Genomic DNA, 13151 nt, shown 5'->3' with positions numbered 1-13151 from the left:
AATTCATTACGTAGGATGAAGGCCTGGAAAAGAGGTACCGAAGTACCCACAGAAAACCGGCTAAATTGCGTGGTTTGATCTACATATTGATAGGTCGTTTCGTCAGGAACGCGGCCAAAACTTAGCTGATAGCCGGCACTACCGTTGAGTGACGGGAGTTTGTTCAGTCTTTTCTGTTGAAAAAGATTATTTTGATACTGAGTATTTAATTCCTGTTTGCGGATGGAAATATTGTTCTCTTTGGCATAATCGATACATTCCTTCAGACTCCATTTTCTGGCTTCCTGAGCTGAGGCGCTCATAATGGCCATTGAAAAAAAGGTTAATATTAAAAGAGTTTTGTTTCTCATGATTTATATTTTGAAGGATTTCCTGCTTTTTGAATGAATAATTATCTGACTATTTTCTGCGTTATAGCGTTTATCGAAGCCTAATCAAAGGGTTTCAAAGTCTAAGAATCTTTTATTTATAAGGGTACTTTAATTTCTTCTTCCTCTTTGAGACCATCAATTACTTCGATGTTAATGCCATCGGAGAGTCCTGTTTTGATCAGCCGTTTTTCAAAGACCTGCGGTTCGGTCATAACCTCCACATAGGTGGAATCATCATTAAAGGTTATCAGTTTTTCCTTAATGGCAAGAACGCTGTCACGGCGATCCAGCACGATGTCGGCGGTAGCACTGTATCCGGCCCTGATAAAGCTCCCTTCTTGCAGTTGCACGGCAGCTTTAATCTCAAACTGAATGGCCCCGTTTTCTTCGACTCCTTTAGGAGAGATAAATTCCAGAATGGCGGTAAACTGTTCCTCATCCAGAGCTCCAATGGTTAGCAATAACTGCATGCCTTCTTTTATTTTTCCAACTTCTGTTTCATCGACCATTCCTTCGAAAACCATTTCCCGCATGTCGGCAACAATGGCAATTGTGGTTCCGTCGTTGAAGGTGTTACTTTTGATAACCGAATTTCCCACCTCGACGGGGACATCCAACACCATCCCGGAGGTAGTAGATCGGATAAGAGTATTGGTCTGAGATCCGGCTTTTTTCAGAACCCCTTCTTTTATCAACTGAAGATTGTTTTCAGCCGATTTCAGGTCTTCCTGAGCTGTTTCAAAGACCAGTTTGTCGGAGAGAAACTGTGTTTCGGAAATAACATTATTTTGATATAATTCTTTGGTTTTTTCGAATTCGATTCTTGCATTTTCAAAGGCAAGTCTGGCCTTTTCCAACCGGGTTTCGGCTTCGTTGACCTGAATCATCTCGGGGATGATCTGAATCTTGGCGATTAGGTCACCACTTTTGACCATATCACCGGGTTGCACGTAAATTTCGTTGATAATGCCCGACTCCTGCGGTTTGATTTGAATCTCTTTGCGGGGAACTATAGACCCGGTGGCAACAGTTTTTTTAATGATATTGGTTATTTGTGGCTGTTCGGTATCATATACCACCGGTGACTTTTTGGTTTGTTTATAAAGGTAAAAGAATACCCATGCTACAAGAGCTACTAAAACAATCACCATAAAAATTTTGAGAAACTTTTTCATTGTTATCAAGTTTTATAAGGCAAGTGGCATTGCCTGTATTGTTAGATTTTGTTTATGTTGCTTACTATCGTTTCAATGAATGGTTGAATTATTCATGTCGAAGGGCCTCTATTGGTTTTATACGCACCGCTTTGAGAGCCGGAATAAGGCCGGCAAACAGACCAACTATCACCAAAATAATTATGGAGGCAATGGCCATAGGAAGTCCGATTTCCGGATTCATGAAAAAAGATTGTTCTTCGGGCGGTGCCTGGGCACGTGCAGCTTCCAATGCAACGTCTGTGATATGAAGGATTAAGGTGCCCATGGCCAGACCTAAAAATCCTGCCACAGTGGTCAGAAAAACCGATTCGGTAAGAATCTGGGTGATGACCAACACCGGCCTGGCTCCAATGGCGCGTTGAATTCCAATCTCTTTGGTTCGCTCCCGAACAATTACCAACATGATATTGCTCACGCCTACGGCACCGGCTATCAGTGTACCGATTCCTACAACCCAGATAAGAATGTTGATGCCCAGAAATGTATATTCCATGGTCTGTAACTCGCTCTGGACATTAAAGCCACCAATGGCCTGGTCATCTTCCGGTGCAATTTTATGATGTTTTTTAATGAGGGGTTTAATCTTGTCGACAATAGATTGAACATTGACTCCCGGCTTGGCAGTAAAACCAAAAAAATGAACTTCGTCGCCGTAATTAAAGGTTTGTTGCATCGTGGTAAAAGGAAGATAGATGGTTTCTTTCTTATTGCTGCCAATGTTGATATTGGGATTGTTGGATTTGAAAACACCTACCACCATAAAATAGACACCATTTATACGAAGGTATTGTCCTACAGGATCTTCTCCTTCATCAAACATTACTTCGTATACTTTTTCGCCGATGATGCACACTTTTCTTTTCAGTTCAATATCTTCGTCATTGATATATCTTCCATGAGGCATGGTGCATGGGTCAATTTTTCGGTATTGGGGATAATCTCCCATAACATTGAATGCGGCCGCCTTTTCGTCCCTTACTACATTTTGACCTTCACGTAGATTCCATCCTTGTAACCTTGGAGACAAGACGTCAATTTCCGGAATGGCTTCCATTATGGCATTCATGTCGGCATTAGTTAAACTCCACCATCTTCCTCGGTCATAACCTTCGTAGGCAACAGTGGTTCTGTTGGCCCATAGAAAGGCACTGTTGGTGGCAAAATCCTTGAAGCCGTGAGTGATGCCGTTTATTAGGGCATTCCCCGAACCGGTCATCACGACCAGCATAAAAATGGCCCAGAAGACTCCGAATGCCGTCAGAATACTGCGGAACTTATTTTGTTTTATGGCATTTAGTATTTCTTGCCAGCGATCTCTATCAAACACAGTTTTTGTATTTTAGTTACTACTTTCAAATTTCGTAATGACACAACCCATTCTTTAATTATTCGTCGTGTAAGGCCTCAATGGGTTTAATGCCGGCGGCTCTTCTGGCGGGTACAAAACCGGCTATCAGGCCTGCTATTATCAGGACAACCAGTGCTGCCACCACAACCGATACATTGGCAGTGGGGTTAAAGAATATTTTTTCAACTTGGGGGGATTGTTCTGCAACACTTTGCAATACGATGGATATGGCGGATAATAATCCCATTCCGAAGACCAGTCCCAGAAAGCCTGATAATGTGGTAATAAAAACAGACTCGGCAAGAACAAGTCGGATCACCGACCAAGGTGTTGCGCCGATGGCTTTCCGGATTCCGATCTCTTTGGTCCGTTCTTTTACCAGAATAATCATGATGTTGCTAACCCCTACAATTCCGGCAATGATGGTCATGATTCCGATTACCCAGACAAACAATCGAATCCCTCTGAAGACGCCTTGCGCTTGCTTGAAGTGTTCAAGGGTGTTCCAGCTTCCGATGGCCTGTTTGTCTTCCGGGGCTACCCTGTGTCTTTTCATCAGGGTGGTGCGAACTGCTTCTTCAATTCTTTTGTTTTCTGCCACTGTAAGGGCATTGGTTGAAATGGCCAGTTCACTCAGTCGGTTGCTTCCGTTAAAGACTCTCTGTGCTGTGTTTACGGGAATGTATATTTGTTCGTCGTCTCGTCTTTCGGGATTTTCAAATAATCCCACCACCATAAAGGGCACGTTGCTGATCCGAACGTATTTACCTATGGGATCTTCATCTTTGAATAAAGCTTCTTTTACAGGAATGGATATGATTGCCACTTTACGGAACTCTTTCATGTCCATCTCATTCAAATATCTTCCTTGCTTTATATCCACAATCTGGATATTTTTGAATTCCGGACGTACTCCTTCCAGATCATAATCTCCGTAATTGTCTTTATAGGTAACGGTTCCGCGTCCCCAGAGATGAAATCTACCAGAGATGTTGGATATATCATCCTGAAACATATTGACCAGAAAATTGTAATCTTCATTGGTAAACTGGATTCGACGGCCGGCCTGCAACCCATCATGGGCCAACTGAGTCTGTCGGCTCCAGATCCAAAGGGAATTTTTGGCGACCCCTCTAAAATTATTTTCCATGCCGTGTTGAAGCCCGTTGCCGGACCCAAGCAGCAGAATCAGCATAAAAATCCCCCAGGCCACACTGAACCCGGTCATAATAGCCCTCAGCTTGTTTTGTCTGAGTGTTGAAAATATTTCATGCAGGGAGTTAAACATATCTATGTTTGTGTTTTATTTTGGAATGGATGATTGGGGTGGGGAAGGTCTGTTTTTTTCTGTTGCACTAGCTATGAGAAAATATTTCCTTGCTGGTGGGCTGATAATTACCATTGGTCTTATTTTCGTCGATAAGACCATCTCTGAGCCGGATAATACGTTGTGTCCGGTGAGCAATGTCATTTTCATGGGTAACGATAATAACGGTGATTCCCATCTGGTTAACCTCCTGCAGGATATCCATAACTTCATAAGATGTTTGAGTGTCCAGTGCGCCTGTAGGTTCATCTGCAAGTATTACTTTGGGGTTGGAGATGAGGGCCCTGGCTATGGCAATACGCTGCTTTTGACCCCCTGATAGTTCTGCAGGTAGATGTTCTGCCCACTCTTTTAGCCCCATTCGGTCGAGTAATTCAAGCGCTTGCATGTTTCGTTTCTTCCGACTTATATTTTTATAATAAAGAGGGAGAGCCACATTCTCCATTGCATTTTTGAAGGAAATGAGGTTAAACGACTGGAAAATAAATCCAATATATTTATTTCTGAAACGAGCGGCTCTGGTCTCATTCATCTTTTCAATTTTTATATTATCGAGGAAGTAATTGCCTCGGTCGTGGGTATCCAGAATGCCCAGAATGTTGAGGAGTGTTGACTTTCCCGAACCCGACGATCCCATGATACTTACCATTTCACCTGCCTGTATATCCAGATCAATACCTTTCAATACGTGAAGGGCGTTGTTCCCCATCTGGTAAGATTTGTGGAGTCCTTCAACTTTTATAATACTGTTGCTCATAGTGTCTGGTTTTGTTTATATTGATATCGTTTGTTTTATTATCAATTGATTTGCCAAAAGTTTTAATATGCTTATAATCAGCCGTATTTGGGTGTGGGTCGCTCTTGGTGGTTAATAGAAAAATGTCTTGTTTTGACACACGGTGTGTTCGTAAACGAACAGTAAGGGCGCTGAAATTTGATGCCTGCTTGTTCAATGTATCGCATAATTATCTAAATATGGTCGACTTAAATGAACAGATATGAGACACTTTTCATGTTGAAAAAGTTACAGCTATTTTAGGTGGTAAAGGGAAAAAAGATTTATTTAACTTTGTGGCATGCCAGAGGATAGATCATTCATTCATATCAATGGGGTAGGTCCCGTTCTTTTTAAATCCAACCGGCGTTGTAAGCGTCTTTCCATTCGTCTCAAACCGTTTGAAGATATTACGGTATTATTTCCTCCGGGCTATCCCCGGCAAAAGGCATTAGCTTTTGTCGAAGAGAAAAAAGATTGGATCATTAGAAACCGTGAAAAAATACAAGAGAGGGAAAAAGAAAAGACAGTTTTTGATGAGAATACTTCTTTTCGGACACGACATTTTCAACTGAAAATAGAAAAGGGAGTTCATCCTGGGGTTAAGATGACATTGCGTCATGGTATTCTGAGAATTCTTTATCCACCCAACATACATGTGGCTGATGAGTTGGTTCAAAATGCCATAAGAGAAGGTATTGAGGAAGCCATGCGTATTGAAGCCAAAATAGAACTACCGGCAAAAGTTAGATTTTTTGCCAGTCAGTTCCATTTTTCATACAACCGTATTTTTGTAAAGAACCTTAAATCCAGATGGGGCAGTTGTTCATCTATCAACAATATTAATCTCAATTTGCAGTTGATGAGATTGCCCGAGCATTTGATCGATTATGTAATCCTTCATGAACTCTGCCATACGGTAGAGAAAAATCACGGTCCTCGATTCTGGCATTTATTAAACCAGGTAACAGGAGGAAAAGCCAAAATATTGGCGGCAGAGATGAAGCAATATAGAACAACTATCTATTGAAACCATTGATATGGATTGGAAACGCCTACTGTCAACCAAACGTACCGGCCAGTCAACGCACCCTCGGCATCATGACCGCACACAGTTTCAGCGCGATTATGACAGGCTTATTTTTTCATCACCTTTTCGGCGTATGCAGGATAAAACGCAGGTTTTCCCGTTGCCGGGGAGTGTTTTTGTGCACAACCGTCTGACACATAGTTTGGAAGTTGCTAGTGTGGGGCGTTCATTGGGCAATAATGTAGCCCGATTTTTGAACAAGATTTATGGTGAGTCACTTCCGCTTGCAGGTGAACTTGGAGCGGTGGTCGCGGCGGCATGTCTGGCACATGACATGGGGAATCCGCCTTTTGGGCATTCTGGAGAGAAAGCCATTTCGGATTTCTTCAGGTACGGAAAAGGTCAAAATCTGAAAACATTGATTGATTCCCATGATGTGTGGAATGACTTTATCGATTTCGAAGGAAATGCCAATGCCTTGAGGGTTTTGACTCATAAATTTACAGGACGTCGTAACGGAGGATTTGCCCTTACCTACACCACTGTTGCTTCTATAGTGAAATATCCGTATTCATCAGGAAATAATAACTTAAAGAAATATGGTTTTTTTCAATCTGAAAAGGAAATATTTCTGGATGTTGTAAATGAATTGGGGATTAAGGAATTGAAACCTGGTGTTTTTGCTCGTCACCCACTGGTTTATTTGGTGGAAGCTGCCGATGATATTTGTTATCAGGTTATGGATATTGAGGATGCCCACAAGCTTGGAATCTTATCTACAGACGAGACGCGTCGCCTGTTACGGGCCTTTTATGATCCTCAGAAAAATAAAGAACAGTTGAGTCGAATTAATGAAGTCTGCCGGGAGGTTACTGATATTAATGAACAAATAGCCTATTTAAGGGCTGGTGTTATTGGCAAGCTTGTTAATGCCTGTTCGGATATTTTTATTCAACATCACGATAAGATCCTTAACGGTACATTCCACGGATCTTTGACCGACCGGCTTGAGGAGCCTTTGAATGAGGCTATGCGGCAATGTTCTAAAGTGGGTTTTGAGAAAATTTACAGGCATCCTTCGGTTGTAGAAATCGAAATTGCAGGGTTTAAAATATTGGGTACATTGCTTGAAGAATTTATTGAAGCTGTTTTGCATCCTGAACATTATTATTCCGGTTTATTACTGCCGTTTATTCCTAAACAATACAGGGTTTCTGGTGATGCCCCTGTTCATCTTCGCATTCAGACGGTATTGGATTTTATTTCAGGAATGACCGATGTATATGCTCTTGATCTTTATCGGAAAATTCAGGGAACTCGATTAGGGGGCAAAAATTAGAGGGTGGAAAGGATCTTATTAAAAATTATTCTCTTAAGAATGAAACTATGAGAGGATGAGTACGTAAAATTTTGTTATAGAAAATGAAATTTAATTTCCTAAACCCGTTTTTGAGATGCTCAACGCTTTAAATTTGTCACAATTAAAATCATTTGATCTTTATGATCTGGCAAACATAGCCCTTCACTTATTTGATCATAGCCATATCTACAAGTCGACGTTAAGTCCTTTTGTTGAAGGTGTTCGTGGAAGTCTGAGGTCTTTTGAGGAAACGTTTCAGCGTCATGTGATTGGCCATTTGATGGAAAGGAAAACCCTTCAGGCCAGTAAACGGGACGAGGCGTATATCGCCTTTTATCGATTCGTGGAGGCTTCCTGCCATCGTTTATCCAGTGAAAAAACAGTTTCGGCGACCCAATTATTGTCCGTTTTGCAGAAGCATGTATGGTCTCCTCGCTTGGATGGGTACCAAGAGAAAACCAAGTGTTTGCCGGCATTAATTCGCGAGCTGGAAGAAAAATATATGAGCCTTATTGAAAGCCTTGGCGCTCAGGAATGGTTCGAAGAACTGTTGAAAGCTCAGGCTGATTTTGAGGCTATCAGTGACGAAAAAAAGATGAGTGCACTAAAAGATATCTCTGTAAGGGAAACCAGGCCTATGCTTGAGGATTCATTGCGCTCTCTATTCTGTATTGTTGACCGTCTTTATCAATCGGCACCCGACGAGGAACTGGGAAGTGTAATTTTTAATTTAAATCAGGTTGTCAGAAAATTAGTTTCTCCTAAAAAACAGAGTCTCCTTTCAAATACATTTATGCCACAAATGTCCTGATCTTCCTGTTAATGGTTTATATTTAAATCTTTTTTTTGGGGATACCACAAATTTTTATCTTCTCTAACTAAAACTTTTCATTTTATTCTTCTTTTTGGGGGGGGTCTTCAAATCTTGATTTTATTTTTGCTCCCGGCGCTTTACAAAGTTTGTCTTGTTTTACAGGAAATACGGGTTTATGAATATATTATTTATTTGTTCGGCGAAAACATGGGGCGGAAATGAAAAGTGGGTCTCAATGGCCATGCAGGGATTGCAGGATAAGCACAATGTTTATTTTTTGGGGAAGACCCGAGCGTTATATGATAAATTTGGGAAAGACTTGCCTGCATTTTGGGCCCCCTTTCGTTCTGTTTTTGATTTGAAAACAAAGGAAATTATTTCCCAAATTATTAGTGAGCGCAACATTGATATTATAATATCAACAAAGAAGAAAGAATATTTCTTGGCAGGCCTTGTAGCAAAGTCTTCGGGAACGAAACATATTATTCGTTTGGGGATTACCCGCAAAATGAGCTTGCCGTTTTGGCATCGATTGGTCTATAAATCCTTAAATAATGGTATTATCGTTAATGCCGTTCGTATTAAAGAAGGATTGAGTCAATATCCCTGGATGAGAAACCATCCGATAGAAGTGATCTACAATGGAATTCCCAAAGTAAACCATAATGATGAAAGAATGGGGGATGATGGTTTCTTTACCATTGTTACCACAGGGATGCTCACCCGGCGTAAAGGGCATCATATTTTAATAGAAGGACTTTCTCTATTGCCGACAGATAAACTAAAAAATCTTCAGGTGCATATTCTTGGGATAGGGGCCTATGAGTCTTCCCTAAAAAAGATTGTTCAGGAAAGAGGTTTGGAAGACATAGTCTCTTTTCATGGATTTAGCGATCCTACTTGCTGGCTGAAACGTGCCAAGCTATTTTGTCTTTTGTCTGCGAATGAAGGCATTTCCAATGCATTGATCGAAGCGATGTCTCATGGAGTCCCCTCATTAACTACCTGTGCGGGCGGGGCTGCTGAAGTTATTCAGGATGGGGAAAACGGATTCCTGGTGGAAAGAACCGCTGCTGAAGTGGCGGGGAAACTACAATGTATTATGGACATGCCGGAGAATGAACTTAGAGAAATTGGGAAAAGAGGTAAATGTAGAGTTCAGTCAATGTTCAGTATGGAGACGATGGTGAGTGAGATGGAGGCTTTTTTGCATAATTTTGTCTAAATTCGTGCATTAAATTAATGAGTGGCCATATGGATTCTACCAGACAGAAGAAAATAGGACGTCTAATTCAAAAAGAGACGGGTGAAATGTTTCAGCGCGAGGCAAAAGATTTGCTTTTGAGGGCGATGGTCTCTGTTACCGTGGTTCGGGTAACAGCTGATTTGAGCATTGCCAGGATTTATTTGAGTATATTTCCCGGCGAAAAAAAGGATGAAGTTTACAACAATATTGTAGAAAAGAAATCACATCTCCGGTATCTTTTGGGCAAGCGGGTTGGAAAGCAGCTGCGTGTAATTCCCGATCTCGAGTTTTATATTGATGACAGTTTGGATTATATTGAAAAGATTGATCGACTTTTGACTGAATAAAATGCCATAGTCGATTTCTAATTTATGATGATATGCAATACGACCCCATAAAACGGTCTTTGGGCCGAATCTTTAATGCCACCCCTTTTTTACGTCTTTTGTTTTATCGGTTGTTGAATTTGTTGCTACTTCGGTCTTGGTTTATAAGAAGAGAATTACGAGAGTGGGCAGAGAAACAAGGCGATGAAGCGGAAATTCTTGATGCGGGCTCGGGTTTTGGGCAATACACCTGGTTCATGTCACGTTTGGGTGGCGACTTTAGCATAACCGGGGTTGATGTGAAAGAAGAACAGGTAGAGGATTGTAATCGTTTTTTTAAGATTCTGGGTAAAGGGCGTCAGGTTAAATTCAAAATGGCTGATTTAACCCAATTTGTTGAAACATCGAAGTATAATCTTATTTTGTCGGTCGATGTGATGGAACATATTGAAGAGGATCAAAAGGTGTTCCGGAATTTTTATGAGAGTCTCGTCTCCGGTGGTATGCTGCTGATTTCGACACCCTCGGATAAAGGAGGGTCAGATGCGCATGAACATGGGGATGAGGTCAATGGTTTTATTGATGAACACGTTAGAGATGGATACAGCATTGAAGATATAACCCGAAAGCTTTCGTTAGCAGGGTTTGATCGGATTAAGGCGAGATATACTTATGGTAAGCCAGGACATATATCATGGAAATGGTCTATGAAATATCCGATAATGATCCTTAATAAGAGTAAATTGTTCTTTCTGTTTCTTCCGCTTTACTATATGGTGGTGTGGCCATTTTGTTATGTTTTGAATTTCATTGATGTAAGAACGAATCATTCGGCCGGAACGGGACTTTTGGTAAAAGCATATAAATCAAAGGCAAATCAATGAAGCTGGCAATACGAATTGCATTACGATACTTGTTTGCTAAAAAGTCACAGAACATCATCAACGTAATATCGATGATTTCTGTTTCAGGCGTTTTAGTAGGGTCAATGTCACTGGTGGTAGTACTGTCGGTATTTAATGGTCTTCACGGATTGATAGGCTCTCTCTATGGCTCATTTGATCCTTCATTGAAAGTCGTTCCGGTAGATGGCAAGGTATTTTCTCTTGATTCAATCCCTTTTGAAGAGTTGAAGACCAGGAATGGGGTTGATCTGGTTTCTTGTGCTTTGGAGGATCAGGCCTTGCTACGTTCCGATAAACGTCAGGTGCCTGCCACCGTAATGGGAGTTGACGACAATTTTGTCGGTGTTTCCGGTATTGATACCATCATTATAGAGGGGAAGTATCAGCTTAGATATCAAAACCAAAATTACGGTGTGGTAGGTTATGCGTTGAGCGATCAATTGGGGCTTCGTCTAAACTTCATTAAGCCTTTGGTGATGTACGCACCAAGACGTAAGGGGAAAATAGATATGATGCGCCCCGATCTTTCTTTTAATAAAGAGTATCTTAATCCTTCTGGAATTTTTGCCGTGCGACAACTTGAATATGATTCAAAATATCTTATTATTAATATTGACCAAGCACGTCGACTTTTTGATTATGGTGACCAAATGGTGTCTTCATTAGGGATTTCCATTAAACCAGAATATGAAATAGATAGGGTTAAGGCCGCTTTGCAGCAACTTGTGGGAAATGATTTTCTTGTGCTAGATAGGCACGAGCAACATGCAACTTTTTATAAATTGATGCAGGTGGAGAAGCTAATGGCCTACCTTATCCTATTGTTTATTCTGGTTATAGCATTTTTTAATGTTATTGGTACTTTGTCTCTGCTTATTTATGAGAAGAAGGAGAGTATTGGCACCTTGAGAAGCATGGGCGCAGGTCGATCTTTAATCAATAAAATATTCCTGACTGAGGGATGGATGATATCATTGGTAGGTGTAATAATCGGTGGTTTATTGGGTACTTTTTTGGTTTGGCTTCAACAACAATTTGGGTTGATCCGATTTAGTGATCACGGAACATTTATTGTCAATGCTTATCCTGTAGAACTACAATGGACTGATCTTGTTTTGGTATGTGTTAGTGTTTCCCTGATAGGCCTAGTGGCAGCCTGGTATCCCGTAAGGGTTATAGTCAAAGGTTATTATTCTGGACGGGGAGATGAATGATTTGCCCATTTTTCTTTGATTTCATTCAGCACTGAATCGAGCTCTTCAATACTTTCGGTTCGGAGCATTTTGATTCGAAGAGGTCGGAAATGATCCAGTCCTTTAAAGGTGACAGCCAAATGCCTTCTTGAATGTAATATACCTTTTCTTTCTCCCAGCCAACCTACTAACTGGTGAACAAATTCTTTGATAATTTCAACATGATCAGAAATAGACAGAGATGGCAATAATTCACCTGTTTCAAAAAAATGTCTGACTTCTTTGAATATCCAAGGGCGACCGATGGCCCCTCTTCCAATCATTAATGCATCGACCCCAAATTTGTCGAAATATTGTCGGGCTTTTATGGGATTGGTAATATCACCGTTTCCAATAATTGGAATGGTCATTCTGGGATTGTTTTTAACCTGACCTATGAGGGTCCAGTCAGCTTCCCCCGAATACATTTGTGATCTGGTTCGCCCATGAATGGTGAGTGCTTGAATTCCTGTATCTTGAAGTTGTTCAGCAATTTCGACAATATTTTTGGAGGATTCATCCCATCCAAGCCTGGTTTTTACTGTTACAGGTTTTTTAACTGCTTTTACAACGGAACGGGTTATGGAAATCATTTTGGGAATATCGCGAAGCAAACCTGCTCCAGCCCCTTTGGATGCAATTTTTTTTACCGGACAACCAAAATTAATATCAATCAAATCGGGATTTGCTTCTTCTGCAATACGTGCAGCCTCCACCATGGCCTCTTCATCTTTTCCATAAATCTGAATTCCGGTAGGTCGCTCATCATCATTAATCTCCATTTTTTTCAGCGTTTTATCGACCTCCCGAATAAGGGCATCGGCCGAAACAAACTCTGTATACATTAAGTCTGCACCATAGTTTTTGCAAAGACGCCTGAAAATTTTATCGGTCACATCCTCCATTGGGGCTAACAGGAGTGCCTCGTTCCTTAGTTCAATATTACCTATCTTCACCACCGTAACTTTTAGCATGCAAAGATAAGCCTTCATCAAAAAAATCAATGCAGGTCTGGCAAATAGGACCAAAAATTCTTTAACTTTCCAGAAATAAAATTTGTCTGCATCTACTGCTTTGTGCTCCTTTCTATTCTTCGGATGCGTTCCGAGAATAATATTGAAGAATTGGTTATTTAAATAAAACGCAATTTAAACAGGAAGCTTTTATTAAACTGTAAAGGAATAGAGCTTAATTATTGTC

13 protein-coding genes are annotated in these 13151 nt (G+C 40.8%); 7 read left to right on the top strand and 6 right to left on the bottom strand.

The window, feature by feature from the left end; all coding sequences use genetic code 11:
• The 5 genes from ACT29H_RS03100 to ACT29H_RS03080 form a co-directional block, all read right to left on the bottom strand.
• Window positions 1–350, bottom strand: a 350-nt coding sequence (locus ACT29H_RS03100; RefSeq protein ID WP_444820131.1) for a TolC family protein, incomplete at its 3' end; no start/stop codon positions are given.
• A gap of 116 nt (window positions 351–466) precedes the next feature.
• A complete protein-coding gene (locus tag ACT29H_RS03095) occupies window positions 467–1546 on the bottom strand; it encodes an efflux RND transporter periplasmic adaptor subunit (protein WP_444820130.1) in 1080 nt (359 codons plus the stop codon).
• Window positions 1547–1634: 88 nt separating this feature from the next.
• Window positions 1635–2915: an ABC transporter permease gene (locus ACT29H_RS03090; protein WP_444820129.1), complete on the bottom strand. Its 1281-nt coding sequence runs from the start codon at window positions 2913–2915 to the stop codon at window positions 1635–1637.
• A gap of 58 nt (window positions 2916–2973) precedes the next feature.
• The gene (locus ACT29H_RS03085; RefSeq protein ID WP_444820128.1) at window positions 2974–4224 is read right to left on the bottom strand and encodes an ABC transporter permease; all 1251 of its coding nucleotides are present in this window, start codon (window positions 4222–4224) and stop codon (window positions 2974–2976) included.
• A gap of 67 nt (window positions 4225–4291) precedes the next feature.
• Window positions 4292–5020: an ABC transporter ATP-binding protein gene (locus tag ACT29H_RS03080; RefSeq protein WP_444820127.1), complete on the bottom strand. Its 729-nt coding sequence runs from the start codon at window positions 5018–5020 to the stop codon at window positions 4292–4294.
• Between the two features lie 319 nt (window positions 5021–5339).
• On the opposite strand from ACT29H_RS03080, the gene ACT29H_RS03075 reads away from it, so the two are divergent.
• From ACT29H_RS03075 to ACT29H_RS03045, 7 genes are all read left to right on the top strand, one after another.
• On the top strand, window positions 5340–6068 hold the full coding sequence (locus tag ACT29H_RS03075) for a M48 family metallopeptidase (protein ID WP_444820126.1): 729 nt from the start codon (window positions 5340–5342) through the stop codon (window positions 6066–6068).
• 10 nt (window positions 6069–6078) lie between these two features.
• Window positions 6079–7407 (top strand): dGTP triphosphohydrolase, encoded by a 1329-nt coding sequence (dgt, locus tag ACT29H_RS03070; protein ID WP_444820125.1) that lies wholly within the window; start codon window positions 6079–6081, stop codon window positions 7405–7407.
• Between the two features lie 115 nt (window positions 7408–7522).
• Window positions 7523–8239 carry a DUF6261 family protein gene (locus ACT29H_RS03065; protein ID WP_444820124.1) on the top strand — a complete coding sequence of 239 codons (717 nt, stop codon included), beginning with the start codon at window positions 7523–7525 and terminating at the stop codon, window positions 8237–8239.
• Window positions 8240–8417: 178 nt separating this feature from the next.
• On the top strand, window positions 8418–9467 hold the full coding sequence (locus ACT29H_RS03060; protein ID WP_444820123.1) for a glycosyltransferase: 1050 nt from the start codon (window positions 8418–8420) through the stop codon (window positions 9465–9467).
• Between the two features lie 29 nt (window positions 9468–9496).
• The gene (gene rbfA / locus ACT29H_RS03055; protein ID WP_444820122.1) at window positions 9497–9835 is read left to right on the top strand and encodes a 30S ribosome-binding factor RbfA; all 339 of its coding nucleotides are present in this window, start codon (window positions 9497–9499) and stop codon (window positions 9833–9835) included.
• A 32-nt stretch (window positions 9836–9867) separates the two neighbouring features.
• Window positions 9868–10698: a class I SAM-dependent methyltransferase gene (locus ACT29H_RS03050; RefSeq protein ID WP_444820121.1), complete on the top strand. Its 831-nt coding sequence runs from the start codon at window positions 9868–9870 to the stop codon at window positions 10696–10698.
• Window positions 10695–11933: an ABC transporter permease gene (locus tag ACT29H_RS03045; RefSeq protein WP_444820120.1), complete on the top strand. Its 1239-nt coding sequence runs from the start codon at window positions 10695–10697 to the stop codon at window positions 11931–11933. Before ACT29H_RS03050 ends, ACT29H_RS03045 begins: the two co-directional genes overlap by 4 nt.
• Here the strand turns inward: ACT29H_RS03045 and dusB are convergent.
• Window positions 11909–12925: a tRNA dihydrouridine synthase DusB gene (dusB, locus tag ACT29H_RS03040; protein ID WP_444820119.1), complete on the bottom strand. Its 1017-nt coding sequence runs from the start codon at window positions 12923–12925 to the stop codon at window positions 11909–11911. The genes ACT29H_RS03045 and dusB overlap by 25 nt on opposite strands.
• Window positions 12926–13151 lie beyond the last annotated feature (226 nt).

The organism is Thermophagus sp. OGC60D27, from assembly GCF_052400625.1.
Lineage (GTDB): Bacteria > Bacteroidota > Bacteroidia > Bacteroidales > Marinilabiliaceae > Thermophagus.
Note: the sequence above shows the minus strand (reverse complement) of the source record. Positions and strands in the feature narration are given on the sequence as shown.

Excerpts from the sequence above, each read along its gene's own strand:
- dusB (WP_444820119.1), bottom strand. The coding sequence starts at position 12,925 with ATGCTAAAAGTTACGGTGGTGAAGATAGGTAATATTGAACTAAGGAAC.
- ACT29H_RS03045 (WP_444820120.1), top strand. The coding sequence starts at position 10,695 with ATGAAGCTGGCAATACGAATTGCATTACGATACTTGTTTGCTAAAAAG.
- ACT29H_RS03060 (WP_444820123.1), top strand. The coding sequence starts at position 8,418 with ATGAATATATTATTTATTTGTTCGGCGAAAACATGGGGCGGAAATGAA.
- dgt (WP_444820125.1), top strand. The coding sequence starts at position 6,079 with ATGGATTGGAAACGCCTACTGTCAACCAAACGTACCGGCCAGTCAACG.
- rbfA (WP_444820122.1), top strand. The coding sequence starts at position 9,497 with ATGGATTCTACCAGACAGAAGAAAATAGGACGTCTAATTCAAAAAGAG.
- ACT29H_RS03095 (WP_444820130.1), bottom strand. The coding sequence starts at position 1,546 with ATGAAAAAGTTTCTCAAAATTTTTATGGTGATTGTTTTAGTAGCTCTT.
- ACT29H_RS03080 (WP_444820127.1), bottom strand. The coding sequence starts at position 5,020 with ATGAGCAACAGTATTATAAAAGTTGAAGGACTCCACAAATCTTACCAG.
- ACT29H_RS03085 (WP_444820128.1), bottom strand. The coding sequence starts at position 4,224 with ATGTTTAACTCCCTGCATGAAATATTTTCAACACTCAGACAAAACAAG.
- ACT29H_RS03065 (WP_444820124.1), top strand. The coding sequence starts at position 7,523 with ATGCTCAACGCTTTAAATTTGTCACAATTAAAATCATTTGATCTTTAT.
- ACT29H_RS03050 (WP_444820121.1), top strand. The coding sequence starts at position 9,868 with ATGCAATACGACCCCATAAAACGGTCTTTGGGCCGAATCTTTAATGCC.
- ACT29H_RS03075 (WP_444820126.1), top strand. The coding sequence starts at position 5,340 with ATGCCAGAGGATAGATCATTCATTCATATCAATGGGGTAGGTCCCGTT.